At 75.2% G+C, this 22,753-nt stretch carries 25 protein-coding genes; 19 read left to right on the top strand and 6 right to left on the bottom strand.

The window, feature by feature from the left end; genetic code table 11:
* The first annotated feature begins 38 nt into the window (after window positions 1–38).
* Window positions 39–983 (top strand): hypothetical protein, encoded by a 945-nt coding sequence (locus ACI6QG_RS00600; protein WP_407022619.1) that lies wholly within the window; start codon window positions 39–41, stop codon window positions 981–983.
* On the opposite strand, the gene lpxK is transcribed toward ACI6QG_RS00600, so the two are convergent.
* From lpxK to ACI6QG_RS00585, 3 genes are read right to left on the bottom strand one after another with little or no spacing between them, the layout of a single operon-like run.
* Window positions 931–1,932, bottom strand: coding sequence for a tetraacyldisaccharide 4'-kinase (lpxK, locus tag ACI6QG_RS00595; RefSeq protein WP_407023034.1), 1,002 nt, complete (start codon window positions 1,930–1,932; stop codon window positions 931–933). The two genes, ACI6QG_RS00600 and lpxK, sit on opposite strands and share 53 nt — an antisense overlap.
* Before the next feature lie 27 nt (window positions 1,933–1,959).
* Entirely contained in the window at window positions 1,960–3,204 is a 1,245-nt protein-coding gene (locus ACI6QG_RS00590; RefSeq protein ID WP_407022618.1) for a 3-deoxy-D-manno-octulosonic acid transferase, read from the bottom strand.
* Window positions 3,205–3,228: 24 nt separating this feature from the next.
* Entirely contained in the window at window positions 3,229–3,864 is a 636-nt protein-coding gene (locus ACI6QG_RS00585; protein WP_407022617.1) for a lysophospholipid acyltransferase family protein, read from the bottom strand.
* A gap of 105 nt (window positions 3,865–3,969) precedes the next feature.
* On the opposite strand from ACI6QG_RS00585, the gene ACI6QG_RS00580 reads away from it, so the two are divergent.
* Window positions 3,970–4,644: an RraA family protein gene (locus tag ACI6QG_RS00580; protein WP_407022616.1), complete on the top strand. Its 675-nt coding sequence runs from the start codon at window positions 3,970–3,972 to the stop codon at window positions 4,642–4,644.
* Window positions 4,644–5,753, top strand: a complete 1,110-nt coding sequence (locus ACI6QG_RS00575; protein ID WP_407022615.1) for a DSD1 family PLP-dependent enzyme — start codon at window positions 4,644–4,646, stop codon at window positions 5,751–5,753. The genes ACI6QG_RS00580 and ACI6QG_RS00575 overlap by 1 nt, the downstream gene beginning before the upstream one ends.
* On the opposite strand, the gene ACI6QG_RS00570 is transcribed toward ACI6QG_RS00575, so the two are convergent.
* Entirely contained in the window at window positions 5,750–6,442 is a 693-nt protein-coding gene (locus ACI6QG_RS00570; RefSeq protein ID WP_407022614.1) for a J domain-containing protein, read from the bottom strand. The two genes, ACI6QG_RS00575 and ACI6QG_RS00570, sit on opposite strands and share 4 nt — an antisense overlap.
* Window positions 6,439–7,134, bottom strand: coding sequence for a VWA domain-containing protein (locus tag ACI6QG_RS00565; protein WP_407022613.1), 696 nt, complete (start codon window positions 7,132–7,134; stop codon window positions 6,439–6,441). Before ACI6QG_RS00565 ends, ACI6QG_RS00570 begins: the two co-directional genes overlap by 4 nt.
* 46 nt (window positions 7,135–7,180) lie before the next feature.
* Here ACI6QG_RS00565 and ACI6QG_RS00560 point away from each other — a divergent pair, with 46 nt between their 5' ends.
* From ACI6QG_RS00560 to ACI6QG_RS00505, 12 genes are all read left to right on the top strand, one after another.
* Window positions 7,181–8,482 carry an aq_1923 C-terminal domain gene (locus tag ACI6QG_RS00560; protein WP_407022612.1) on the top strand — a complete coding sequence of 434 codons (1,302 nt, stop codon included), beginning with the start codon at window positions 7,181–7,183 and terminating at the stop codon, window positions 8,480–8,482.
* A gap of 107 nt (window positions 8,483–8,589) precedes the next feature.
* Window positions 8,590–8,835, top strand: coding sequence for a hypothetical protein (locus ACI6QG_RS00555; protein ID WP_407022611.1), 246 nt, complete (start codon window positions 8,590–8,592; stop codon window positions 8,833–8,835).
* Window positions 8,836–8,903: 68 nt separating this feature from the next.
* Window positions 8,904–9,413 (top strand): SspB family protein, encoded by a 510-nt coding sequence (locus ACI6QG_RS00550; RefSeq protein WP_407022610.1) that lies wholly within the window; start codon window positions 8,904–8,906, stop codon window positions 9,411–9,413.
* Window positions 9,414–9,502: 89 nt separating this feature from the next.
* Window positions 9,503–11,104 carry a fumarate hydratase gene (locus ACI6QG_RS00545; RefSeq protein ID WP_407023033.1) on the top strand — a complete coding sequence of 534 codons (1,602 nt, stop codon included), beginning with the start codon at window positions 9,503–9,505 and terminating at the stop codon, window positions 11,102–11,104.
* Between the two features lie 7 nt (window positions 11,105–11,111).
* Window positions 11,112–11,345, top strand: a complete 234-nt coding sequence (locus ACI6QG_RS00540) for a DUF2798 domain-containing protein (RefSeq protein WP_407022609.1) — start codon at window positions 11,112–11,114, stop codon at window positions 11,343–11,345.
* Entirely contained in the window at window positions 11,342–11,743 is a 402-nt protein-coding gene (locus ACI6QG_RS00535; RefSeq protein ID WP_407022608.1) for a RidA family protein, read from the top strand. The genes ACI6QG_RS00540 and ACI6QG_RS00535 overlap by 4 nt, the downstream gene beginning before the upstream one ends.
* Entirely contained in the window at window positions 11,743–12,141 is a 399-nt protein-coding gene (locus ACI6QG_RS00530; protein WP_407022607.1) for a VOC family protein, read from the top strand. Before ACI6QG_RS00535 ends, ACI6QG_RS00530 begins: the two co-directional genes overlap by 1 nt.
* Before the next feature lie 251 nt (window positions 12,142–12,392).
* Window positions 12,393–13,595, top strand: a complete 1,203-nt coding sequence (locus tag ACI6QG_RS00525) for an aspartate aminotransferase family protein (protein WP_407022606.1) — start codon at window positions 12,393–12,395, stop codon at window positions 13,593–13,595.
* Window positions 13,592–14,536 carry an ornithine carbamoyltransferase gene (gene argF / locus ACI6QG_RS00520; protein WP_407022605.1) on the top strand — a complete coding sequence of 315 codons (945 nt, stop codon included), beginning with the start codon at window positions 13,592–13,594 and terminating at the stop codon, window positions 14,534–14,536. Before ACI6QG_RS00525 ends, argF begins: the two co-directional genes overlap by 4 nt.
* A 262-nt stretch (window positions 14,537–14,798) precedes the next feature.
* A complete protein-coding gene (locus tag ACI6QG_RS00515) occupies window positions 14,799–15,086 on the top strand; it encodes a hypothetical protein (protein WP_407022604.1) in 288 nt (95 codons plus the stop codon).
* A complete protein-coding gene (locus ACI6QG_RS00510) occupies window positions 15,071–16,531 on the top strand; it encodes an alkaline phosphatase D family protein (RefSeq protein WP_407022603.1) in 1,461 nt (486 codons plus the stop codon). The genes ACI6QG_RS00515 and ACI6QG_RS00510 overlap by 16 nt, the downstream gene beginning before the upstream one ends.
* 42 nt (window positions 16,532–16,573) lie before the next feature.
* Entirely contained in the window at window positions 16,574–17,209 is a 636-nt protein-coding gene (locus ACI6QG_RS00505; RefSeq protein WP_407022602.1) for a TetR/AcrR family transcriptional regulator, read from the top strand.
* Here ACI6QG_RS00505 and ACI6QG_RS00500 read toward each other — a convergent pair.
* Window positions 17,196–18,056 (bottom strand): shikimate dehydrogenase, encoded by an 861-nt coding sequence (locus ACI6QG_RS00500; protein WP_407022601.1) that lies wholly within the window; start codon window positions 18,054–18,056, stop codon window positions 17,196–17,198. The two genes, ACI6QG_RS00505 and ACI6QG_RS00500, sit on opposite strands and share 14 nt — an antisense overlap.
* 128 nt (window positions 18,057–18,184) lie before the next feature.
* Here ACI6QG_RS00500 and ACI6QG_RS00495 point away from each other — a divergent pair, with 128 nt between their 5' ends.
* From ACI6QG_RS00495 to ACI6QG_RS00480, 4 genes are all read left to right on the top strand, one after another.
* Window positions 18,185–19,171: a Bug family tripartite tricarboxylate transporter substrate binding protein gene (locus ACI6QG_RS00495; RefSeq protein WP_407022600.1), complete on the top strand. Its 987-nt coding sequence runs from the start codon at window positions 18,185–18,187 to the stop codon at window positions 19,169–19,171.
* Window positions 19,172–19,242: 71 nt separating this feature from the next.
* Window positions 19,243–19,962: a protocatechuate 3,4-dioxygenase subunit beta gene (gene pcaH, locus ACI6QG_RS00490; protein ID WP_407022599.1), complete on the top strand. Its 720-nt coding sequence runs from the start codon at window positions 19,243–19,245 to the stop codon at window positions 19,960–19,962.
* Window positions 19,963–19,980: 18 nt separating this feature from the next.
* A complete protein-coding gene (pcaG, locus tag ACI6QG_RS00485; RefSeq protein WP_407022598.1) occupies window positions 19,981–20,610 on the top strand; it encodes a protocatechuate 3,4-dioxygenase subunit alpha in 630 nt (209 codons plus the stop codon).
* Between the two features lie 319 nt (window positions 20,611–20,929).
* Window positions 20,930–22,753, top strand: coding sequence for a bifunctional sugar phosphate isomerase/epimerase/4-hydroxyphenylpyruvate dioxygenase family protein (locus tag ACI6QG_RS00480; protein WP_407022597.1), 1,824 nt, complete (start codon window positions 20,930–20,932; stop codon window positions 22,751–22,753).

Here is a 22,753-nt window from a genome sequence, read left to right as displayed (position 1 = left end):
CTGACATCCTGCCCATGGCGGGATGGAGGCAGGAGGGGATGGCGCAGCTTCGGCACCTGGCGGCGGGCGAGCGGGGGCGCAACCCCATCCCGCCGCGCATCGCCGACCTGGTGCGGGACGTGCTCGACCGCCTGGCGCCGGCCGGGGCGGCCACACTGGCGCGGCTGGACGCGCTGACGCCCGCCCTGCGCGCCGCGCGCAACATGTGCGCCACCCGCCGCCACTTCACCCGCGTGGTCGCCGCGCTGGGGGCGGGCGGCGTCAGCCATGTCGTGCCCGGCGACAGCATGGCGGCGATGCACGCGGCGCTGCTCTGCGCGGCGAACCTCGCCTCCGCGGCGCCGGGGGTGGAACGCGGCATCGTGCTGCTGCGCGACCTGCGGCTGATGGGCAAGAAGGGCGGGCTGCGCCTCGCCGCCCCCTTCCTGGAGGTGACCCCGCACGCGCTGGGCCGCTTCGTGCAGCGCTCGGGCCGGGAGGACGCCGCGGCGCTGAACGCCGCCATCAGCGATGCGGGCCGCCACGCCCAGGCGCTGCTGCCCGCGCTGTGCGGCCCGGCGGCGCTGTGGCGGCTGGAGGGAAGCGGCGCGCCCATCCTGCTGCCGACGGCGGGCGGCGCCTTCCTGGGCTTCTGCCGCGTCGGCCGCCTCGCCGGGCGGCGCCAGCCGGTGCCGCTGGTCGAGGCCGCGACCTGGCTGCACGGTTTCGACCTGGCGGAGCCGCAGCAGCGCCTGGCGCACGCGCTGGAGCAGGCCGCGCCCCAGGCGGCGCTGGAGCGCGCGCTGCTGGCGCTCTCCCCGCCCCTGGGCGGGGACCGGCGCGCGGGCAGCTTCGCCTTCGCCCCGCTCGCCTCGCCGCCCGACGTGCAGGACCAGCTGACGCTCGCGGCCTCGCCCGCGCTGCTGGCGCCGCGGCTGTCGCGCGGCGAGCTCAGCCCGGAGGAAGCGTGGCGGGAGGTCCGGGGCGTGCTGTCGCTGCGCTGAGCAGCGCCTCCAGCCCGGCCTCGTCCTCCCATTGCAGCGCCACGCTCACCACGCGCACGGCGTCGCGGAAGGCGGGGGGGATGCGCACCCAATCCTTGCGCGTGGTCACCGGGATGGCGCCCAGGCGTTCGGCCTTCGCCAGCAGGCCGCGCAGGTCGTCCTCGTCGAACGGGTAGTGGTCCGCGAAGGTCTCGCTGCCGGCCAGCACGCAGCCGCCGCCGCGCAGCGTGCCGAAGAACTTGCGCGGGTTGGCGATGCCGCAGAAGGCGAACACGGATTCGCCGCGCAGCGCCGCGATCTCCGGCCCCGCCACCAGCCCGGCGCGCAGCACGGGCAGGCCGGGCGGCAGCTGCTCCAGCGCGCCGTGCTCGTCCGCGCCGACCAGAACGGCGGCCTGGCAGCGCGCGGCGGCGGCGGCCACCGGCTCGCGCAGCGGCCCGGCGGGGATCACCTCGCCATTGCCGAAGCCGTAGGTGCCGTCGATGGTCAGCAGGGACAGCGTCTTGACCAGGCCGGGATTCTGCAGCCCGTCATCCATCACCAGCGCCCCGGCCCCGGCGGCCAGCGCCGCGCGGGCGCAGGCGGCGCGGTCGGCGCCGACCCAGGTGGGTGCCAGCGCGGCCAGCAGCAACGCCTCGTCGCCCACGGCGTGGCTGTCGTGGCGCGCGGGCTCGACGCGGGCCGGGCCCTTGATGGCGCCGCCGTAGCCGCGCAGCAGGAAGTGCAGCGGCACGCCGCGCGCGCCCAGGCGGCGGCCGATGTCCAGCGCCAGGGTGGTCTTGCCGGCGCCGCCGGCGGTGGCGCCGCCGCAGCAGATGACCGGCACCGGCGACTGCCAGCCCGGGCGCGCCACCCGGCGGGCGGTGGCGCCGGCATAGACCGCGGCGGCGGGGCGCAGCAGCAGGGGCCAGATTCCCCCGCCGCGGCCCCAGAATTCGGGGGCACGGATGCCGATGGCCAAGGCCTCCTTCTCGTCTCAGCCCCGCAGCATCTCCAGCAGGCGCGCGGCCAGCCGGTGCGGGATCTCCTCCGCCGCCTGGGCGAAGCCGGCGGCGGCGCGCCGCATCTCCAGCGCCGCCTGCGGAACGGTTAGCACGTCGCGCACGGCGCGCGCCAGCGCATCGGCGCCGGCCACCGGGCGCAGGGCGCCGGCGGCCTCCAACTCCGCCGCCGCCTCGGTGAAGTTGAAGCGGTGCGGGCCCATCAGCGCCGGGCAGCCCAGCCGCGCCGCCTCCAGCGGGTTCTGCCCGCCATGCGGCACCAGCGAGCCGCCGATGAAGGCCGCCCCCGCCAGGCGGTAGAACAGCCCCAGTTCGCCGATGGTGTCCGCCACGTGGAAGGGGCCGGCATCGGGCAGCGCGCCCTGGCTGCGCCGCCCGGCGCCGCCGCACAGCGCCGCCACCGCCGCCCCGCGCTGCGGGTGCCGCGGGACGATGACGGTCAGCAGCCCGGGCACCGCGGCGGCGCGGGCGGCGGCCACCACCTGCTCGTCCTCGCCCGGGTGGGTGGAGGCGGCCAGCCACACCGGCCGCCCGCCCGCCGCCGCGCGCAGCGCCGCCAGGGCGGCGGCGTCGGCCGGCAGGGGCGGGGCGGCGCGCTTCAGGTCGGCCGGCGGCTCCACCCGCGCCCCCAGCGCGGCGAAGCGCGCCGCGTCCTCGGCCGAGCGTGGCAGCACCCGCGCGAAGCCGCCCAGCAGCCGGCGCGCCGGGCCGGGCGCCCAGCGCCGCCAGCGCGCGAAGGAGCGCGGCGACAGCCGCCCGTTCACCAGCGCCGCCGGCACGCCGCGCGCCGCCAGGGCCGCAAGGGTGTTGGGCCAGATCTCGCTTTCCACGAAGGCGGCGGCGTCGGGCCGCCAGCCGTCCAGGAAGCGGCCCACCCAGGCCGGCACGTCCAGCGGGGCGAAGCGGTGGGTGGCGCGCCCGCTGTCCAGGGCGGGCCAGCGCTCCCGCAGCAGGACGGCGGAGGTGACGGTGCCGGTGGTGAGCAGGACGTGCAGCTCCGGCGCGGCGGCCAGCAGCGCGTCGGCCAGCGGCAGCACGGCCAGGGCCTCGCCCACGCTGGCGGCGTGCAGCCAGATGACCGGCCCCGCCGGGCGGGCGGCGCCGAAGCCCTCGCGCTCGGGCAGGCGGGCGGCGTCCTCCTTGCCGGCGGCGGCGCGGCGGCGCAGGTGCCAGCGCAGCGCCGGGGCGGCGGCGCCGGCCAGGGCGGCCCAGGCCTTCATGCCCCGCCCCTCACGCAGCGGCCCTCATGCCAACTCCCGCGCGCGGGCGGCCGCGGCGTCCAGCGCGGCGGCGATGGCGGGCAGCGGCGTGCCCGGCGGCAGCGGCGCGCCGATGACCAGCGCCCCGCGGCCGAAGGGCAGCGGCAGGCGCATGCGGTCCCAGGAGCCGAGCGTGACGGCCGGCCGCGCATGGCCGGCCACCGGCAGCACCGGCACCCCCGCCAGCGCCGAAAGCTGCGCCACCCCCGGCGCCGCCGCCCGCCGCGGCCCGCGCGGCCCGTCGGGGGTGATGGCGATGACCCCGCCCGCCCGCACCAGCCGCACCAGCGCCAGCGCCCCCGCCGCGCCGCCGCGCGAGGAGGAGGCGTGCACCGTTTCCACCCCGAAGCGCCGGACGCCCGCGGCGATGAACCGCCCGTCGCGGTGGCGGGACACCAGCACATGCGCCCGCCCCACCAGGCCGCGCGCCCGCGCCCCCTCCACCAGCAGCGGCATCAGGGGCAGCATCTCGTGCCAGAAGGCGGCCAGGAAGCCCGGCGGCACGTGCTCCCACCCCTCCACCCGCCAGCGGGTGGTGCGGTAGACCAGCAGCAGGTAGAGGCCCAGCAGCCGGGCCAGGGCCGACTGCACGGCGGGCCGTCGCAGGAAGCGTCGGAGCATCGTCGGCCGGGGCGTTCGCATGGCGGGCGGCACGGGGCAAGGCCCCCTTCCGGCGCCGCGCCTTCCGTGGTGCCCTGCGCGCCCCGAGCAAGGAGACTTCCCCGCATGGCCATCGGCTTCCGCATCCGCCCCGTCACCCGGCGCGTGGCACCCGCCCTGGTCCAGCGCGCCGCCGCCGTGCCGGTGGCCAACCTGGGCGACGTGATGAACCGGATGCAGGCCTTCTCCGGCACCTGGCACCCGTATGGCGGCGTGCGGCGCGTGTGCGGCCCGGCCTTCACCGTCAAGGCGCGCTCGGGCGACAACCTGCTGCTGCACCGCGCGGTGGACCTGGCGCAGCCCGGCGACGTCATCGTCGCCGACGGCAATGGCGACCTGTCGGTGGCGCTGATGGGCGACCTGATGCTGGGCCATTGCGCGCAGCGCGGCGTCGCCGGCGTGGTGCTGGACGGCGCGGTGCGCGACGTCGCCAACCTGGCGCGGATGGAGCTGGGCGTCTGGGCGCGCGGCCACACCCCCGCCGGCCCGTGGAAGGAAGGCCCGGGCGAGATCGGCACCGCCATCTCCTGCGGCGGGCAGGTGGTGATGCCCGGCGACCTGATCTGCTGCGACGAGGACGGCATCGTGGTGGTGCCGCTGGAGGAGGCGGAGGCCGTCATCGCCGCCGCGGAGGCCCACAACGCCAAGGAGGTCCGCAACGAGGCGGAGATCAAGGCCGGCACCTGGGACCGCGCCTGGGTGGCCCCGGCCCTGGCCGCCAAGGGCTGCGAGGGCGCCTGATGCCCCAGCCGCCCCCCGCCGAGCCCGGCATGCGCGAGGAGGAGGTGGACACCCCCGCCCTGCTGCTCGACCTCGACGCCTTCGAGCACAACCTGGACAGCATGGCCGCCCTCATCGCCCCGCACGGGGTGAAGCTGCGGGCGCACGCCAAGACGCACAAGTCGCCCGTCATCGCGCTGCAGCAGATGCGGCGCGGGGCCATCGGGCAATGCGTGCAGAAGGTGGCCGAGGCGGAGGTCCTCGCCTGGGGCGGCGTGCCGGACGTGATGGTGACCAACCAGGTGTGGGGCGCGCGCAAGCTGGCGCGGCTGGCAGCACTGGCGCGCATCTGCCGCGTCTCGGTCTGCGCCGACGACGCGGCGCAGGTGGCCGCCATCGAGGAGGCGGCGGCGGCGGCCGGCGTGCGCATCCCCGTGCTGGTGGAGGTGGATGTGGGCGCGGGGCGCTGCGGCGTGCCGCCCGGCCCGCCCGCCGTGGCGCTGGCGGCGCGCATCGCCGCCTCCCGCCACCTGGAGTTCGGCGGGCTGCAGGCCTACCAGGGCAGCGCCCAGCACATCCGCAGCCCCCAGGGGCGCGCGGCGGCGATCGGCGCGGCGGCGGACATGGCCCGGCGCACGGTGGAGCAGCTGCGCCAGCAGGGCCTGCCCTGCCCGGTGGTCGGCGGCGCCGGCACCGGCACCTTCGGCCTGGAGGCGGCGAGCGGCGTGTACACGGAACTCCAGGCCGGCTCCTACGCCTTCATGGACGCCGACTACGCCCGCAACGAGGAGGCGCCGCCCTTCCGCCACGCGCTGTTCGTGCTGGCCACGGTGATGAGCGCGGCGCAGGAGCGCATCGCGGTGGTGGATGCCGGCCACAAGGCCCTGCCCACCGACAGCGGCCTGCCCCTGGTGTGGCAGCGCCCCGGCGTCGCCTATGCCGGCGCCTCGGACGAGCACGGCAAGCTGGTGGCGGAGGACCCCGCCCTGCGCCCCCGCCTGGGCGAGAAGCTGCGGCTGGTGCCCGGCCATTGCGACCCCACGGTGGACCGCTTCGACTGGTACGTGGGCGTCCGCCAGGGCCGGGTGGAGTGCCTGTGGCCGGTGGCGGCGCGCGGGGCGATGGCCTAACCCAGCAGCACGTCCCGCGCCTGGTTCACCCGCGCGGCCAGCCAGTCGCTGCCGCCGCGGTCGGGGTGGGCGGCCTGCATCAGCCGGCGGTGCGCGGCGCGGACCTCGTCGCGCGTCGCGCCCTCGGCGAGGCCCAGCACGGCCAGGGCCTCGGCGGCGGTCATCGGGCCGCCGGCGGCGGGCGGCGGCGCCGGGCCCTCGACGCGCCAATCGGGGTGGGCGCGGTCCAGCCAGGCTTCCAGCAGGGGAACGCTCTCGGGATCGTCGCGGGCGGCGTCCTCCAGCAGGGCGCGCAGCTCGGGCAGGGACAGGGCGGACAGCTCGCGGCCGGCGAGGCGTCCGGCGCGCACCCGGCCGGTCATGGCGCCGGTCTCCAGGTCCAGCCGCATCTCCAGCAGGGCGGTCTCGACGCCGCTGGCCTCGCCGCCGCCTTCGGCCGGGCGGGCGAAGCGGCGGCGGGCCCACCAGCCGCGCGCCGCCTGCCACAGCGCCGGGCCGAACATCAGCAGCGCCCAGGCCGCCTGCGCGCCGCGGCCGGACAGCAGCAGCAGCAGCGCCACGCCGCCGCCGACCAAACCCAGCCCCCAGCCCAGCCCCTGCTTCACCGCCGCCGGCCGGGCGTTGGCGAAGCCGTACAGCAGCGCCACCATCAGCAGCAGCAGGGCGGCGCCCAGCGCCAGCGCCGTCATCGCGCCGGCCCCGGCAGCTGCCCGGCGATGGCGGCGGCGGTGCGCCCCGGCAGCCGCGCCAGCGCCCCGCGCCCGCCGGCGGCGAACACCGCCACGGCGCGCAGCAATTCCCGCAGGGCGGCGACGCTGGCGGAATCGAAGGGCGCCCAGGCCCCGCCGGACAGCTTCGCCACCTGCCGGAAGGCGTCGGTCACCCGCGGGTCCCCCCCCTCCTGGAAGCAGAAGGCGGGGGTGCCGCGCAGGCCCAGCTGAGCGGCCAGATGGCCGATGGGGTCCAGCTCCTCCTCCAGCGCGTCGCCCACCAGCACCAGGGCGTTCACGCGCTCGCGCGTGGTCTCGGCAAGGGCGTGCTCCAGGCAGCGCAGCACCTGGGTGCGCCCGGCCAGCACGCGCACGCCGGCCATTCGCCGCGCCAGCTCCGCGGCATCCTCCAGGAAGGGGGTGGCGGCGAACTCGCCGTGGCCGCGCCAGTAGCAGAGCTGCACCGCCAGCCCGCCCAGCCCCTCGGTGGCGTGGAACATCTCGGCCTGCAGGTGGCAGGCCTGGTCCCAGGAGGGCTGGCGGCTGGCGGTGGCGTCCACGGCGAACATCAGCCGGCCGCGCCGCGCCGGGCGCGCCGCCGGCATGGCGGCCAGCCGGTCGAGGAAGGCGGCCACCCCTGGGTTGCGCGCGCGTTCGGGAAGCTGTGCCATGGGGAGGAACATGGCCCCGGCCCTGTCCCCCGTGAAGGAGAGACCCATGCGCCCCACCCCCTGGATCGCCGCCGCGCTCGCCCTGGCCGTCGCCGCCGGCGCCGCGGCGCAGGAGAAGCGCAAGAACCTGCCTGCCCAGCCGCCCGCGCCGCCGCAGGCCCAGGCCCCGCGCGCCAACGAGCCCGCGCAGGTGGCGGCGCTGCGCCGGCTGCTGCCGGGCTTCCGCTTCTCCTACGCCGCCGCCGCGCAGGACGGCGCGCGCACCCGGCTGACCGGGGTGGTGATGGGCCCGGCCGGCCAGGAGGTGCGCGCGGCCGAGATGGTGCTGGAAGGCGTGACCGACACCGGCATCGGCCAGCTGCGCGCCACCGGCCTGTCCGCCGCCTGGGGCGGGCTGGAATCGCTGGAACTGGCCGGCTTCGCGCTGCGCGGCGGCATCCCGCAGGCGGAGCGCCTGGAGGCCACGGCCCTGCGCGTCACCGGCCCCTGGCAGGGCGGCTTCGCCCGGCTGGCGCTGCGCGACGCCCTGCCCGGCCGCGAGGCGGCGCTGGAGGTGGACGGGCTGCGCGCCGCGCCGCAGGACCGCTCGGTGGTGGCGGAGGCGACGCTGCGCCGCGTCACCGCCAGCGTGACCGACCTCCAGGGGCTGGTGGCGGCGGTGCAGGCGGGGCGCGAGGCGCCGCCCGGCCGCATCTCCCTGCTGGCCGAGGCGCTGGAGGTGCGCGGCCCCGCCGCCGCGCTGGGCGGCATGGACCGGCTGGCCCTGCGCTCGGAGAACCGCGCGGGTGCGCCGGCCACCGGGCGGCTGTCGCTGGAAGGCATGGCGCTGGCCGAGGGCACGCCGGCCGCCGCCTGGCTGGAGCCGCTGGGCTATCGCGGCCTGCGCGGCGACCTGACGCTGGACGCCACGCAGGACGTGGCGCGCGGCCGGCTGGAGGTCGGCGCCCTGGCGCTGGCGGTGCGGGAGGTGGCGGCCGCCGGCCTGTCCTTCACGCTGGACGGGGTGGACGCCGCCAACCCGCAGCGCGCCTACGCCAACGCGGCGCTGGTGGGCGCGCGGCTGCGCTGGGCCGACCAGTCCCTGCTGGGGCGCATCGCCGCGCAGCAGGCGCGCGAGCAGCGGCGGCCGGAGGCGCAGGTGCGCGCCGAATGGGCGGCCCAGGCGGCGGCGCTGCTGCCCGCCGCCATGCACGCCCCCGCCCAGCGCTTCCTGCGCGGCGAGGCGCGGGAGCTGGACCTGCGCGCCGCCCCGCCGCGCCCGGTGGCGCTGGGGCTGCTGTCCTCCAAGCCGCCGGCGGACGCCGCCGGCTGGCAGCGCGCCCTGGGGCTGGAGCTGTCGGCGCGCTGAGGCCGGGCGCCGCGCCGCCATTCCCGGCGCGCATGCCCTCCGCGATTCCCCCAATTGCCCGCCGGCCCGTCTGCGTCAGTCTGGTGACACCGAGACGGGAGAGCCGGATGGCCATGGGTCAGGTGATGTCGCGGGTGCGGCTGCGCGCCGCGCCGGGACGGGTGTTCCTGGCGTTGCAGGACGGCGAGGCCTGCTCGCCCTTCTCCTTCGCCGAGCTGACGCCGGCGGAGGCCATCCGCATCGCCCGTGCGCTGGACGAGGCCGCCCGCGACGCCGTGCGCAACGGCGAGGACGCCGCCCCGCTGGAGGCCGGGCGCGCCCCCTGGTTCGCCGCGCGGCAGCCGGCGGGATAGGCGGGGCGCCCCCCTTCCTTCCCCTGGGCGGCGTCCGCACCTATGTTGCGCCCCCCAGGACCCCGCGCATGACCCAGAACGCCCCGCCGCCCCCCAGCCTCCTCCCCTACGACCACTGGGCCGGACGCGCGCTGCGCGCCGTGGCGGTGGACGCGCTGGAGCACGCCGCCCGCGAGGGCCTGCCCGGGGAGCACCACTTCTACCTCTCCTTCCGCACCGACCATCCGGGCACCGTGGTGCCGGGCCACCTGAAGGCCCGCTACCCGAAGGAGATGACCATCGTCCTCCAGCACCGCTTCTGGGACCTGGCGGTGGACCGCGCGGCGCAGCGGTTTTCCGTCGGGCTGTCCTTCGCCGGCGTGCCGGCCATGCTGTCGGTGCCCTTCGGCGCGCTGACCGCCTTCCAGGACCCGCACGCCCAGTTCGGCCTGCGCTTCGAGCCGGAGCTGGAGGACGCCCCGCCCGAGGCGACCGACCCCGCGCCGGAACCGGGCGGCAGCCCCCCCGAGCCTGATCCCACCCCTGCCCCCACCCCGCAGGTGGTGAGCCTGGACGCCTTCCGCCGCAAGCGCGACTGAGAAAGACCCCGACGATGACCCCTCCCCTCGACGTGGATGCCGCCCCGGTCACGGACGCGACGCGGACCAAGCGCTACGAGTTCAGCACCATGTACCCGCTGGGCAAGGACGCGACCCCGTATCGCAAGCTGCCGATCGAGGGCGTGGGCACGGTGGAGGTGGCCGGCAAGCGGGTGCTGCGCATCCCGGCGAGGGTGCTGGAGGAACTGGCCTTCGCCGCCTGCCGCGACGTCTCGCACCTGCTGCGGCCCGGGCACCTGCAGCAGCTGGCGAACATCCTGCAGGACCCCGAGGCCAGCGCGAATGACCGCTTCGTGGCGCTGGACCTGCTGAAGAACGCCAACATCGCCGCCGGCGGCAAGCTGCCGATGTGCCAGGACACCGGCACCGCCATCGTCTTCGGCAAGAAGGGCCAGCGCGTCTGGGTCGAGGGCGACGAGGAGGAGGCGCTGAGCCACGGCGTCGCGCGCACCTACACCGAGACCAACCTGCGCTATTCGCAGATGGCGCCGCTTTCCATGTTCGAGGAGGTGAACACCGGCAACAACCTGCCCGTCGAGTTCACCATCCTGGCGCAGCCCGGCGAGGAGAAGGCCGAGGAGCTGCACCTGATGTTCGTCCTCAAGGGCGGCGGCAGCGCCAACAAGACCTTCCTGTTCCAGCAGACCCGCGCGGTGCTGAACAAGCCCAAGCTGCTGGCCTTCCTGGAGGAGAAGATCCGCACGCTCGGCACCTCCGCCTGCCCGCCCTACCACCTGGCGGTGGTGATCGGCGGCACCAGCGCGGAAGCCACGCTGAAGACGGTGAAGCTGGCCTCCACCCGCTACCTGGATGCGCTGCCCACCGCCGGCAGCAAGGCCGGCCACGCCATCCGCGACCCGGAGCTGGAGGCGGAGATCCACAGGCTGACGCAGAACCTCGGCATCGGGGCGCAGTTCGGCGGCAAGTATTTCTGCCATGACGTGCGCGTGGTGCGCCTGCCGCGGCACGGCGCCTCCCTGCCCATCGGCATCGGCGTGTCGTGCAGCGCCGACCGGCAGATCAAGGCCAAGATCACCGCCGAGGGCGTGTTCCTGGAGGAGCTGGAGCACGAGCCCGCCCACTACCTGCCCGAATACACCGACGACATCACCGGCGGCGAGGTGGTGCGGATCGACCTGAACCAGCCCATGGACGCCATCCGCGCCGAGCTGACCAAGCACCCGGTCAAGACCCGCGTGTCGCTGACCGGCACCATCGTGGTGGCGCGCGACATCGCCCATGCCAAGCTGCAGGAGCGGCTGGACCGCGGCGAGGGGCTGCCGCAATACATGAAGGACCACCCGGTCTACTACGCCGGCCCGGCCAAGACGCCGGAGGGCATGGCCACCGGCTCCTTCGGCCCCACCACCGCCGGGCGGATGGACAGCTACGTGGAAGGGTTCCAGGCGGCCGGCGGCTCCTTGGTGATGCTGGCCAAGGGCAACCGCTCCAAGGCCGTGACCAATGCCTGCAAGGCGCATGGCGGCTTCTACCTGGGCAGCGTTGGCGGCCCGGCGGCCCGGCTGGCGCAGGACTGCATCCGCAAGGTCGAGGTGCTGGAATACCCCGAGCTGGGGATGGAAGCCGTGTGGCGGATCGAGGTGGAGGACTTCCCTGCCTTCATCGTGGTGGATGACAAGGGCAACGACTTCTACGACGGGCTGGAGTGAGCGCGGCGTGTTCGCGCCGCGCCACGCCCCGCTGCTGACGGGCTTCTTCCTCACCTTCATCATGACCTTCGTCATCTCGGGGGTCTCGACGCTGCTGGCGCTCGGCCCCACCCACGCCATGCTGGCGCGCTGGCCGTTGGCGTGGCTCACCTCCTGGGCCATCGCCTTCCCCACCGTGCTGGTGGTGCTGCCCATCCTGCGCCGCATCGTGACGCGGCTGACCGCGGAGGCGGGGCGGTGACCCGCCGCCTCATCTCCTCGGGCTCCGTCTTCGAGGAGCAGATCGGCTATTCCCGCGCGGTGGTGGATGGCGAATGGGTCTTCGTCTCCGGCACCACCGGCTACGACTACGCCACCATGACCATCGCCGACGACGTGGCGGCGCAGTGCGAGCAGGCGCTGCGCAACATCGAGGCCGCGCTGGCGCAGGCGGGCGGCAGCCTGCGCGACGTCGTGCGCGCCACCTTCATCGTCCCCCGCCGCGAGGACTGGGCGCCGTGCTGGCCGGTGCTGAAGCGCTTCTTCGGCGAGGTCCGCCCCGCCTCCACCCTGCTGCATGCCGGGCTGCAGACGGACGCCATGCGCATCGAGATCGAGGTGACCGCGCGCCTGCGGCGCCGTGAAGGGGAGCAAGGCTGATGCGCTTCGCCGTGGACCGGCTGGACCACCTGGTCATCACCTGCGCCGACGTGGAGATCACTGCCGCCTGGTACCAGCGCGTGCTGGGCATGGAGCGCGAGGAGTTCGGGCCGCACCGCCGCACCTCGCTGCGCTTCGGCGGGCAGAAGATCAACCTGCGCCCCGTCGAGGCCACCCAGGCCGAATGGTGGTCGGGCACCGACCCGCGGCCGGGCAGCCAGGACCTGTGCTTCATCGTCACCGTCTCGTCGCTGGAGATCGCGGCGCATTTCCACCGCTGCGGCGTGAAGATCGAGCAGGGGCCGGTGAAGAAGGACGGCGCGCTGGGTCCGATCACCAGCGTCTATTGCCGCGACCCGGACGGCAACCTGATCGAGGTCAGCACCTACGGGGACTGAGCCTGCTTGAGGCTCGGTCACGAAGCGTGCCCTCGCCAGGCCGCCGGGCGAGGGGTGACCGCGGCCTCGGCCGCGCCGCCGGCGCTGGGGCTGCCAAGGCCGCCGCCTGCGGCCAGAACCGCTTGCCCTGCCCGGCCCGCACCCCTCCCCTTCCGGCTTTCGCCTTGCGAAACCTTCGATTTTCGGCATCCTGCCCCATTCCGCGGCAGTCCCGCCGCGGGAAGGCCCGCGCACGTGAAGGAGCGCCGACCGTGATTCCCGCCTTGATGCCGACCTACAACCGCGCCGACCTCGCCTTCGAGCGGGGCGAGGGCGCCTGGCTGTGGACGGATGACGGGCGACGTTTCCTCGACTTCGGGTCCGGCATCGCCACCTCCTCCCTCGGCCATGGCCACCCGCACCTGACGCGCGTCATCGCCGAGCAGGCGGCGAAGGTGATGCACGTCTCCAACCTGTACCGCGTGAAGCAGGCGGAGGAGCTGGCGGCGCGCCACGTCGCCGCCTCCTTCGCCGACAGCGTCTTCTTCTGCAACTCGGGCGCCGAGGCGAACGAGGGCATGACCAAGGCCGTGCGCAAGTTCCACGCCGAGGAAGGCCGGCCCGAGCGCTTCCGCATGATCTGCTTCGAGGGCGCCTTCCACGGCCGCACCCTGACGATGCTCAGCGCCACCGGCAACGCCAAGTACCTGGCCGGCTTCGGCCCGCCGGTGGAAGGCTTCGACCACGTGCCCTTCGGCAACATGAACGCCGTGCGCGCCGCCATCGGCCCGCAGACCGCCGGCATCATGATCGAGCCGGTGCAGGGCGAGGGCGGCGTCCGCCCGGCGGAGCTGCGCTTCCTGCGCGAGCTGCGCGACGTGTGCGACGAGTTCGGCCTGCTGCTGGCGCTGGACGAGGTGCAGTCCGGCATGGGCCGCTCCGGCCGGCTGTGGGCGCACCAGTGGGCGGAGATCGAGCCGGACGTGATGTCGGCTGCCAAGGGCATCGGCGGCGGCTTCCCGCTCGGCGCCGTGCTGGCGAAGGAGAAGGTGGCGCGCCACCTCAAGCCCGGCACCCACGGCACCACCTATGGCGGCTCGCCCCTCGCCTGCGCCGCCGGCAACGCGGTGCTGGACGTCATCCTGGCACCGGGCTTCCTGGAGGGGGTGGACCGCGTGGCGCGCCACCTTTGGCGCGGCATGCTGTCCCTGGCCGAGCGGCACCCGCGCGTGGCCGAGGGCGCGCAGGGCGCCGGGCTGCTGCTGGGCCTGAAGCTGCGGCCGGAGGTGACGAACACCGAGATGCAGGCCGCCTGCGTCGCCGAGGGGCTGCTGACGGTGGCCGCCGGCATGAACGTGCTGCGCGTGGCCCCGCCGCTCATCATCACCGAGGCGGAGGCCGACCAGGCGCTGGAGATGCTGGACCGCGCCTGCCGCCGGATGACGCCCTCCCTGGCCCAGGTGGCGGCGAAGTGAGCGCGGCGCTGAAGACGGCGGGGGGCACCGGCCCCCGCCACTTCCTGGAGCTGATGGACCTGGAGCCGGCGGCGCTGCGCCGCATGCTGGAGCTGGGCCGCCAGGCCAAGCGCGGCGAGCTGCAGGGCCAGCCGCTGGCGGGCAAGACGGTGGCGCTGATCTTCGAGCTGCCGAGCACCCGCACCCGCGTCTCCTTCGAGGTGGGCATCCGCCAGCTGGGCGGCACGCCGCTGGTGCTGACGGCCAAGGAGATCCAGCTCAACCGCGGCGAAAGCATCAAGGACACGGCGCGCGTGCTGTCGCGCTACGTGGACGCCATCATGCTGCGCACCGCCGACGTCGCGCAGATCCGCGAGCTGGCGGAATACGCCACCATCCCGGTCATCAACGGGCTGACCAACATCTCCCACCCCTGCCAGCTGATGGCGGACGTGATGACCTTCGAGGAGCATCGTGGCCCCATCGCCGGGCAGGTGGTGGCCTGGACCGGCGACGGCAACAACGTGGCGCAGAGCTTCATCCAGGCGGCGGCGCGCTTCGGCTTCACCCTGCGCCTGGCCACCCCGCCCGAATTGCAGCCCCCGGCCGAGCTGCTGGCCTGGGCCCGGCGCGAGGGCGCCCGGGTGGAGCTGACGCACGACCCGGCCGAGGCGGTGCGCGGCGCGCGCGCCGTCGTCACCGACTGCTGGATCAGCATGAGCGACGAGAAGACCGCCGCCGCGCAGAACCGCCACAACATGCTGATGCCCTACCAGCTGAACGCGGCGCTGATGAAGCACGCCGCGCCCGACGCCATCGTGATGCACTGCCTGCCCGCCCACCGCGGCGAGGAGATCACCGACGAGGTGATGGATGGCCCGCAGAGCGTGGTGTTCGACGAGGCGGAGAACCGCCTGCACGCGCAGAAGGGCATCCTGCTCTGGGCGTTCGGTGCGGGCTGAAGCCCGCACCAAAAACCCAGAGCCGGATCTGGCCCGCGCCTGCCGGTGCGACGGGCGTTCGGTGCGGGCTGAGGCCCGCACCGACCTGCCAGAGCCAGGATGGCCGCGCGCCGGCCAGCGCAACGGGCCTCCGAAGCCGGCCGAGCCCCGCACCGACCACCCAGACCCGGAATTGCCGCGCGCGAGCCGCCGGCAAGGGCATCCGGCACCGGCCCCTCCATCCGTCCTCCCCCAGCGCCGGTTCCTGCTCCTGGCGCCGCTGATGCTGTGGCCCGGTGCCGCCGCGGCCCAGGGCCGGCGCGGCGCCAGCGCCGAGGCCCTGGCCGCCGCCCGCCGCTTCCTCTGCCCGAATGGCGGCGTGCCGCAGGGCCGCGGCCGCTGCGCTCCCTCGCGCGGCGGCGGCGGTGGCGGCGGCGGGGCCGACCCTGACGTGCGAGGCTGGGACCAGGGCATCGCCCCGCCCTCCCGCGCCCAGCGGCCCTGCCCCGAGGGCACCCGGGCCGACGCCGCCCGCTTCAACCCCGGGGTGACGCGATGCATCCCGTCCTGACGCGCCGGCCGCTGCTGGCCCTGCCCGCGCTGCTGCTGGCCGGGCGGGCGCGCGGCGCCGCGCCGCTGTTTCCGTGGGGCGTGGCCAGCGGCGACCCGCGCCCGGACGGCGCGGTGCTGTGGACGCGGCTGGACCCGCCCGCCGGCGCCCCGGTCGAGGTGACCTGGGAGGTGGCGGCCGACCAGGGGTTCCGCCGCATTCTGCAGCGCGGCGTAGCCGAGGCGCGGGCGGCGGAGGCGCACAGCCTGCACCTGGAGCCGGCGGGGCTGCCGCCGGACCGCCCCCTGTGGTTCCGCTTCCGCGCCCAGGGGCAGGAAAGCGCCGTGGGCCGCACCCGCACCGCCCCGCCGCCCGGCGCCGACGCCGCCATCCGCTTCCTCAACGCCGGCTGCCAGAATTTCGAGCACGGCTTCTACACCGCCTGGGCCCATGCCGCGGCGATGGAGGGGCTGCACTTCATCTTCCACTACGGCGATTCGATCTACGAAGGCGCGGGCCGTCAGGGGCCGGGCGGCTGGGGGCCGCTGGTGCGGCCGCACCTGGGCGGGCGCTGCCGCACCCTGGCCGACTACCGCGCCCGCCACGCCCAGTACCTGTCCGATGCCGACTGGCAGGCCGCGCGCGCCGCCCACCCGCTGGTCTGCAGCGCCGACGACCACGAGGTGGACAACAACTGGGCCGGCGACCACACCCCCCGCCCCTTCCCGGAGGACGGCTTCCCCACCCGGCGCGACGCCGCCCTGCAAGCCTGGTGGGAGCACATGCCGCTGCCCCGCGCCGCCCGCACCCGCGCCTTCCGCCGCCTGCGCTTCGGTCGCCACCTGACGCTGCACGTGCTGGACACCCGCCGCCACCGCAGCCCCCAGGCCTGCGGCGACGGCGCCCGCCTGCCCTGCGCGGAATGGTCCGACCCGGCGCGCACCATGCTGGGCGCCGCGCAGGAAGGATGGCTGGCCGAGGGTCTTGCGCTTGGCGATGGCTGGCAGGTGCTGGCGCAGCAGGTGATGCTGGCCCACCGCCTGCTGTCCGGCGACCGCCTCGGCATGGACGCGTGGGATGGCTATCCCGCCGCCCGCGCCCGGCTCTTGGGGCTGCTGCGCGGCCACGACGCCGCGGTGCTGACCGGCGACGTCCACCGCGCCTGGGCCTGCGACGTCGCGCCCGCGCCCGGCGCCGCGCCGGTGGCGGCGGAATTCGTCGCCACCTCCATCTCCAGCGAGGGCGATGGCAGCCCCCGGCAGGCCGGCGCGGCGGAGGTGATGGCGCGCAACCCCTGGATGAAGCTGCATTCCAACCTGCGCGGCTTCACCTGGCACGAAGCGCGCGCCGCGGCGCTGGAGGCGCGCTTCCTGGCGTTGCCCTACGTGACCCGCCCCGGCGCCCCGCTGGAGGAGGTGGGGCGCGCCGTGGCGCTGCGCGGCCGGCCCGGGGTGGAAACCGCCTAGGCTTCCCTGCTAACGGCGTACGGACCAGGGAGTACACGGCCCATGGGCGACACCGCCCCCCGCACCCGCGCCCCCGAGCAGACCCGCCGCGCCATCCTCGACGCCGCCATCGCCGAGTTCAGCGAGAAGGGCTTCGCCGGCGGCCGCGTGGACGACATCGCCGCCCGCACCGCCACCACCAAGCGGATGATCTACTACTATTTCGGCGGCAAGGAGCAGCTCTACGCCGCCGCGCTGGAGGAGATGTACGGCGGCATCCGCGACGCCGAATCCCGGTTGGACCTGGATGCGCTGCCGCCGGAGGACGCGATGCGCCGGATGGTCGAGACCAGCTTCGACCACCACGCCCGGCACCCGGAGTTCGTGCGCATGGTGAGCGTGGAGAACATCCTGGAAGCGCGGCACGTGCGCGAATCGCCCTCCATCCGCGCCCGCAACGCCACGGTCATCGGCAAGCTGGACAAGTTGCTGGCCCGCGGCGTGGCGGCCGGCGTGTTCCGCGCGGGCGTGGACGCGCTGGACCTGCACCTGCTGATCAGCAGCTTCTGCTTCTATCGGGTCTCCAACCGGCACACGCTGGGCGCCATCTACGCGGTGGACCTGCGCGCGAAGGATTGCACCGAGCGCCACCGCGCGATGCTGGTGGAGGCGGTGCTGCGCTACCTCAGCCCGCCGTGAGCCGGGCGAAATGCCGCTCCATCCGCGCCGCATCCGGCTCCAGCCCGGTGAAGTGGCGGAAGGCGCCGACCGCCTGGAACACCGCCATGCCGCCCCCATCGCTGGTGCGGCAGCCCAGCGCGCGCGCGGCCTTCAGCAGCGCGGTTTCGAGAGGGAAGTAGATCACCTCGCTCACCCACAGGCGCCGGTGCAGCAGCGCCGGGTCCAGCGGCGTGCCGGGCAGCTTGGCCATGCCGATGGGGGTGCAGTTCACCAGCCCATCGGCGGCGGCGACATCGGCGGCGAGGTCCCTTGCCACGCGGGCGCGGCCGGTGCCGAAGCGCGCCTCCAGCCCCGTCACGACCGCCTCGGCCCTGGCGGGCTCCACATCCGTCAGCGCCAGTTCGCCGACGCCCTCGGCCAGCAGGGCATGGGCCACCGCCGCCCCGGCACCGCCGGCGCCCAGCTGCACCACGCGCGCCCGCGGCGCATCGCCCAGGCGGCGCCGGAATGCCTCAGCATAGCCGGAGCAATCGGTGTTGTGGCCGATGCGCCGCCCGTCGCGCAGCACCACCGTGTTCACCGCGCCCAGGGCGCGGGCTTCCTCGCTGAGTTCGTGCAGCAGGGGCAGCACCGCCTGCTTGCAGGGGAAGGTGATGTTCAACCCGGCGAAGCCCATGCGCTCGGCGGCGGTCAGCAGCTCGGGCAACGCCTCCGGGCCCAGGCCCAGCGGGGCCAAGTCAATGCGCTGGTAGAGCAGACGCAGCCCCTGCGCCGCCCCTTCCCCCATCTGCATGGCCGGCGTCAGCGAGGCGCCGATGCCCTGGCCGATGAGGCCGAGCAGCACGCTGCGGGGTTCGGTGGTCATCGGCTGGCTCCTGGCGCACAATCCTCTTGCACGGGTTTGTACTACCCGGTACGTACACGTCAACGACAGAAGCGGGGGCGCACCCGACGGCACTTCCACCGCGTCCCTTCAGGAGAGGAACCGCACCCATGAGCATCTTCCGCCGCGCCCTGGGCGCCGCGCTGCTGGCCACTGGCCTCGCCGCGCCGGCCATGGCCCAGAACGCCCCATCCGCCTTCCCCGGCACCCGGCCCGTCACCATCGTCGTCGCCTGGGCGCCCGGCGGCTCCACCGACTTCGTCGGCCGCGTGCTGGCGCAGGCGATGAGCGCCACGCTGGGCGGCTCCGTGGTGGTGGACAACCGGCCCGGCGCCTCGGGCACGGTGGGCCACGCCTCCGTCGCGCGCGCGCGGCCGGATGGCTACACGCTGCTGCTGGGCGTGAACTCCACCTACGCCATGTCGCGCCACCTCTTCCCGCAGCGCGGCTACGACGACGACACCGCCTTCGCGCCGATCGGCCGCGTGGCGCAGTCGCCCATCTTCTTCTGCACCAACCCGCAGACCGGCGTGACCGACCTCGCCGGGCTGGTGGCGCGCGCCAAGGCGCAGCCCGGCCGCATGTCCTACGGCTCGTCGGGCGCCGGCTCCTCCGCGCACCTGGCCACCGAGATGTTCCTGCGCGACGCCGACATCCGGGTGGAGAATGTGACCTACCGCGGCGGCGCGCCTGCCGTGCAGGCGCTGATCACCAACGAGGTGCAGATGGCCATGGTGGACGGGCCGACCGCCCTGCCGCTGATCGCCGCCAACTCCATCCGCTGCCTCGCCGTCTCCACGCTGGAGCGCAACCCGCTGGCGCCGCAGATCCCCACCTTCGACGAGAGCGGCTTCCGCGGCTTCCAGGCCACCTCCGACTTCGCGCTGCTGGCCCCGGCCGGCACGCCTGCCGAGATCATCGCGCGGCTGGAGGCGGCGATGCGCGCCGCCATGGCGAACCCGGAGACGCTGGAGCGCCTGCGCAACGGCGCCATCGTGCCCACCGTCGGCACCGCCGCCGAGTTCCCGGCCTACATGCGCGCCGAGAGCCAGAAGTGGGCGGACGTGATCCGCCAGCGCAACATCACGCTGGAATAGGCGATGCAGGTGCGGGAGGGTGCGTTGCCCGGCCCGCACCACCGCCGAGCCATCTCCGGAGAAGCTGCCTGATGCGCGACGAACTCATCCCCTCCGACCACGGGCAGCACCCGCCGCCGGTCACGCCGATCTACAAGACCAGCGTGTTCCGCGGCCCGCGCATGCCGCTGCTCTCGCTGCACGGCAACCTGAGCGAGCTGACCGGCCCGCGCTTCGGCCATGGCGAGATCGGCCCGCTGGACAACGACCTGTTCCGCAACTTCCAGCATGGCGGCGAGCCGATCGGCGAGCGCATCATCGTCCATGGCCGCGTGCTGGACGGCAACGCGAAGCCGGTGCCCGGCGCGCTGGTGGAGTTCTGGCAGGCCAACGCCTCCGGCCGCTACCGCCACGTCAACGACCGCTTCGAGGCGCCGATTGACCCGAACTTCGGCGGCTGCGGCCGCACGGTGACGGATTCCGAGGGGCGCTACCACTTCCGCACGGTGAAGCCAGGCGCCTACCCGTATCGCAACACCATCGGCGACTGGCGGCCCTCGCACATCCATTTCTCCGTCTTCGGCGGCGGCTTCGCGCAGCGCCTGATCACGCAGATGTATTTCGAGGGCGACCCGCTGATCCCGCTCGACAGCATCCTCAACACCATCCCAGACCCGGCGGCGCGCACCCGGCTGGTGGCGAAGCTGGACCTGGCCGCGCAGGTGCCGCAGCACACGCTGGCCTATCGGTGGGACATCGTGCTGCGCGGCCACCGCTCGACCCTGTTCGAGAACCGGCTGGAGGGGAACTGAGCCATGTGGACGCCTGACATGCCTTTTTCCGCGGCCGATTCCCGCCTCCAGGCTTCGCCTTACGGCGACCGGACGCTGGGCCGCCTGCCCGAGACGCCGTCGCAGACCGCCGGCCCCTACGTGCATATCGGCCTGATCCCGCGCCAGGCGGGGTTCGAGATCTTCGCCCGCGACATCGGCGCCGGCGGCCTCGCCGCGGATGAGCCGGGCGAGCGCATCCGCATCGAGGGCCGCGTGCTGGACGTGACCGGCTCCCTGGTGCGCGATGCGCTGGTGGAATGCTGGCAGGCCAGGGCCGACGGCACGCATGGCATCTTCGGGCGCACCGGCACCTCCTTCGAGACGGGGCTGTGGGGCTTCGACACGGTGCGCCCCGGCGCGGTGCCGGCGCGCGGCGGCAAGGCGCGGATGGCGCCGCATGTCAGCCTGTGGCTGGCGGCGCGCGGGCTGAACCGCGGCCTGCACACGCGGCTGTATTTCGGCGATTGCGAGGAGGCCAACGCCGCCGACCCGGTGCTGCGCCTGATCGAGCAGCCGAACCGCCGCGCCACGCTGGTTGCCGCGCGCACCGAGCGCGACGGCGTGCCGGTCTTCACCCTGGACATCCGCCTCGCCGGCGAGGGCGAGACGGTGTTCCTGGACCCGTGACCGCGCCCCGGGCCGCGCAGGGTGCGGCGCTGCACAACCCAAGCGCGCGCCCGGCACCCGCGGGCATGACCCCCACGGCCGCGCACGGCGCGGCCCGCCGCCCAACCGCGCGCCCGACCAGCGCACCCGCGGCGCGGCGCAAGCCAAGCGCGCGGAGCGTGCGCCCGGCACCCGGGGCCACGACCACCACGGCCGCGCACGGCGCGGCCCGCCGCCTAACTGCGCGTGCGGCCAGCGCACCCGCGGCGCGGCGCAAGCCAAGCGCGCGGAGCGCGCGCCCGGCGCCTGAGGGCAAAGAAACGGCCGCTTCATGCTGCGCATGAAGCGGTCCATCGCCACCGTCTGCCTGTCGGGCACCCTGCCCGACAAGCTGGAGGCCGCGGCCTCCGCCGGCTTCGACGGCGTCGAGATCTTCGAGAACGACCTCCTCACCTTCGAGGGCTCGGCGAAGGAGGCCGGCTGGCTGGCGTGCGACATGGGCCTGTCGGTGGACCTGTTCCAGCCCTTCCGCGACTTCGAGGCGATGCCCGAGCCGCAGCGCGCCCGCAACCTCGACCGCGCCGAGCGCAAGTTCGACACCATGCAGGCGCTGGGCGCCTCCATGGTGCTGGTCTGCTCCAACGTGCAGCCGCACGCCATCGACGACCCCGCCCGCGCGGCGGCCGACCTGCACGAGATGGCCGAGCGCGCCCATCGCCGCGGCCTCCAGGTGGGCTACGAGGCGCTGGCCTGGGGCACCCACGTCAACCGCTGGCGCCAGGCCTGGGAGGTCGTGCAGGCCGCCGGCCACCCGGCGCTGGGCCTGATCCTCGACAGCTTCCACACGCTGAGCCTGGGCGACGACCTCAGGGGCCTCGCGGAAACGGTGCCGGCGGAGAAGCTGTTCTTCCTCCAGCTCGCCGATGCGCCGCGCCTGTCCATGGACGTGCTGTCCTGGAGCCGCCACCACCGCTGCTTCCCCGGCCAGGGCGAGCTGCCGGTGGCCGGCTTCCTGCGCGAGGTGATGCGCGCCGGCTATGCCGGGCCGCTGTCGCTCGAAATCTTCAACGACGAGTTCCGCGGCGCGCCCTCGCGCCGCACCGCGCGCGACGCCTTGCGCTCGCTGATCTGGCTGGAGGAGCAGGCGGGCCTTTCCACCCTGCCCGCCCTGCCGGGACTGCACGGCGTGGAGTTCGTGGAATTCGCGCTGGACCATGCGGCGCGCGAGGCGATGGGCCGCTTCGTCTCGCGCATCGGCTTCCGCAAGGCCGGCACCCACCGCTCCAAGGATGTGGAACTGTGGCGCAACGGCGGCGCCTCGCTGGTGCTGAACGCCGAGCCCGATTCCGCCGCCGCCGAGCGCTTCGCCCTGCACGGCCCCGGCGTCTGCGCCCTGGCGCTGCGGGTGGACGACCCTGCCCGCGCCCTGGCCCGCGCCGAGGCGCTGCGCTGCCCGGTCTGGACCGAGCGCCGCGGGAAGGATGAGAGCGAGCTGCCCGGCATCCGCGCCCCCGACGGCCTGCTGATCCACCTGGTGCGGGACACCGCCTGGGAGGGCGACTTCGCCATCGGCGACGGCGCGCCCGGCGCGCTGCTGGGGGTGGACCATGTGGCCCAGGCGGTGACGCCCGACATGATGGACAGCCTGGCGCTGTTCCTGCGCTCCGTCTTCGGGCTGGAGCCCGAGCCGCTGCTGGAGCTGCCCGACCCCTACGGCCTCATCCGCTCGCGCGCCTTCAGCGATGCGGCGCGGCGGGTGCGGGTGCCGGTGAACGTGTCGGAATCCGCGCGCACCTCCACCGGGCGCTTCGTCTCGGCCACCGCGGGCGCCGGGGTGCACCACATCGCCTTCCGCTGCGCCGACATCTTCGCCGCGCTGGAGGGCGCGCCGCCGCTGCTCGACATCCCGGCCAACTACTACGAGGACCTGGATGCGCGCCTGGGGCTGGACGCGGCGGAGCTGGCGCGGCTGGCGAAGCGCGAATTCCTGCTGGACCGCGACGCGCAGGGCCACCTGTTCCGCCACGCCTACACGCCGGCCTTCCAGGAGCGCTTCTTCCTGGAGGTGCTGCAGCGCGACCCCGGCTATGACGGCTACGGCGCCGCCAATGCCCCGGTGCGCATGGCGGCGCAGCGCGCCCGCCCGCCCGCCGGCTGGACCTGA

Origin of the sequence: Sabulicella flocculans (genome assembly GCF_045449635.1) — a bacterium.
Classification (GTDB): Bacteria; Pseudomonadota; Alphaproteobacteria; order Acetobacterales; family Acetobacteraceae; genus Roseococcus.
This window is presented reverse-complemented; position numbering and strand designations above follow the sequence as displayed.

Coding starts and splice junctions, on each gene's coding strand:
- ACI6QG_RS00575 (WP_407022615.1), top strand. CDS start 4,644: ATGCCCCAGCCGCCCCCCGCCGAGCCCGGCATGCGCGAGGAGGAGGTG.
- ACI6QG_RS00550 (WP_407022610.1), top strand. CDS start 8,904: ATGACCCAGAACGCCCCGCCGCCCCCCAGCCTCCTCCCCTACGACCAC.
- ACI6QG_RS00585 (WP_407022617.1), bottom strand. CDS start 3,864: ATGCTCCGACGCTTCCTGCGACGGCCCGCCGTGCAGTCGGCCCTGGCC.
- pcaG (WP_407022598.1), top strand. CDS start 19,981: ATGCCTTTTTCCGCGGCCGATTCCCGCCTCCAGGCTTCGCCTTACGGC.
- ACI6QG_RS00505 (WP_407022602.1), top strand. CDS start 16,574: ATGGGCGACACCGCCCCCCGCACCCGCGCCCCCGAGCAGACCCGCCGC.
- ACI6QG_RS00570 (WP_407022614.1), bottom strand. CDS start 6,442: ATGACGGCGCTGGCGCTGGGCGCCGCCCTGCTGCTGCTGATGGTGGCG.
- ACI6QG_RS00590 (WP_407022618.1), bottom strand. CDS start 3,204: ATGAAGGCCTGGGCCGCCCTGGCCGGCGCCGCCGCCCCGGCGCTGCGC.
- pcaH (WP_407022599.1), top strand. CDS start 19,243: ATGCGCGACGAACTCATCCCCTCCGACCACGGGCAGCACCCGCCGCCG.
- ACI6QG_RS00565 (WP_407022613.1), bottom strand. CDS start 7,134: ATGGCACAGCTTCCCGAACGCGCGCGCAACCCAGGGGTGGCCGCCTTC.
- ACI6QG_RS00580 (WP_407022616.1), top strand. CDS start 3,970: ATGGCCATCGGCTTCCGCATCCGCCCCGTCACCCGGCGCGTGGCACCC.
- ACI6QG_RS00600 (WP_407022619.1), top strand. CDS start 39: ATGGCGCAGCTTCGGCACCTGGCGGCGGGCGAGCGGGGGCGCAACCCC.
- ACI6QG_RS00500 (WP_407022601.1), bottom strand. CDS start 18,056: ATGACCACCGAACCCCGCAGCGTGCTGCTCGGCCTCATCGGCCAGGGC.
- ACI6QG_RS00515 (WP_407022604.1), top strand. CDS start 14,799: ATGCTGTGGCCCGGTGCCGCCGCGGCCCAGGGCCGGCGCGGCGCCAGC.
- ACI6QG_RS00560 (WP_407022612.1), top strand. CDS start 7,181: ATGCGCCCCACCCCCTGGATCGCCGCCGCGCTCGCCCTGGCCGTCGCC.
- ACI6QG_RS00530 (WP_407022607.1), top strand. CDS start 11,743: ATGCGCTTCGCCGTGGACCGGCTGGACCACCTGGTCATCACCTGCGCC.
- ACI6QG_RS00545 (WP_407023033.1), top strand. CDS start 9,503: ATGTACCCGCTGGGCAAGGACGCGACCCCGTATCGCAAGCTGCCGATC.
- ACI6QG_RS00495 (WP_407022600.1), top strand. CDS start 18,185: ATGAGCATCTTCCGCCGCGCCCTGGGCGCCGCGCTGCTGGCCACTGGC.
- ACI6QG_RS00555 (WP_407022611.1), top strand. CDS start 8,590: ATGGCCATGGGTCAGGTGATGTCGCGGGTGCGGCTGCGCGCCGCGCCG.
- ACI6QG_RS00510 (WP_407022603.1), top strand. CDS start 15,071: ATGCATCCCGTCCTGACGCGCCGGCCGCTGCTGGCCCTGCCCGCGCTG.
- ACI6QG_RS00480 (WP_407022597.1), top strand. CDS start 20,930: ATGAAGCGGTCCATCGCCACCGTCTGCCTGTCGGGCACCCTGCCCGAC.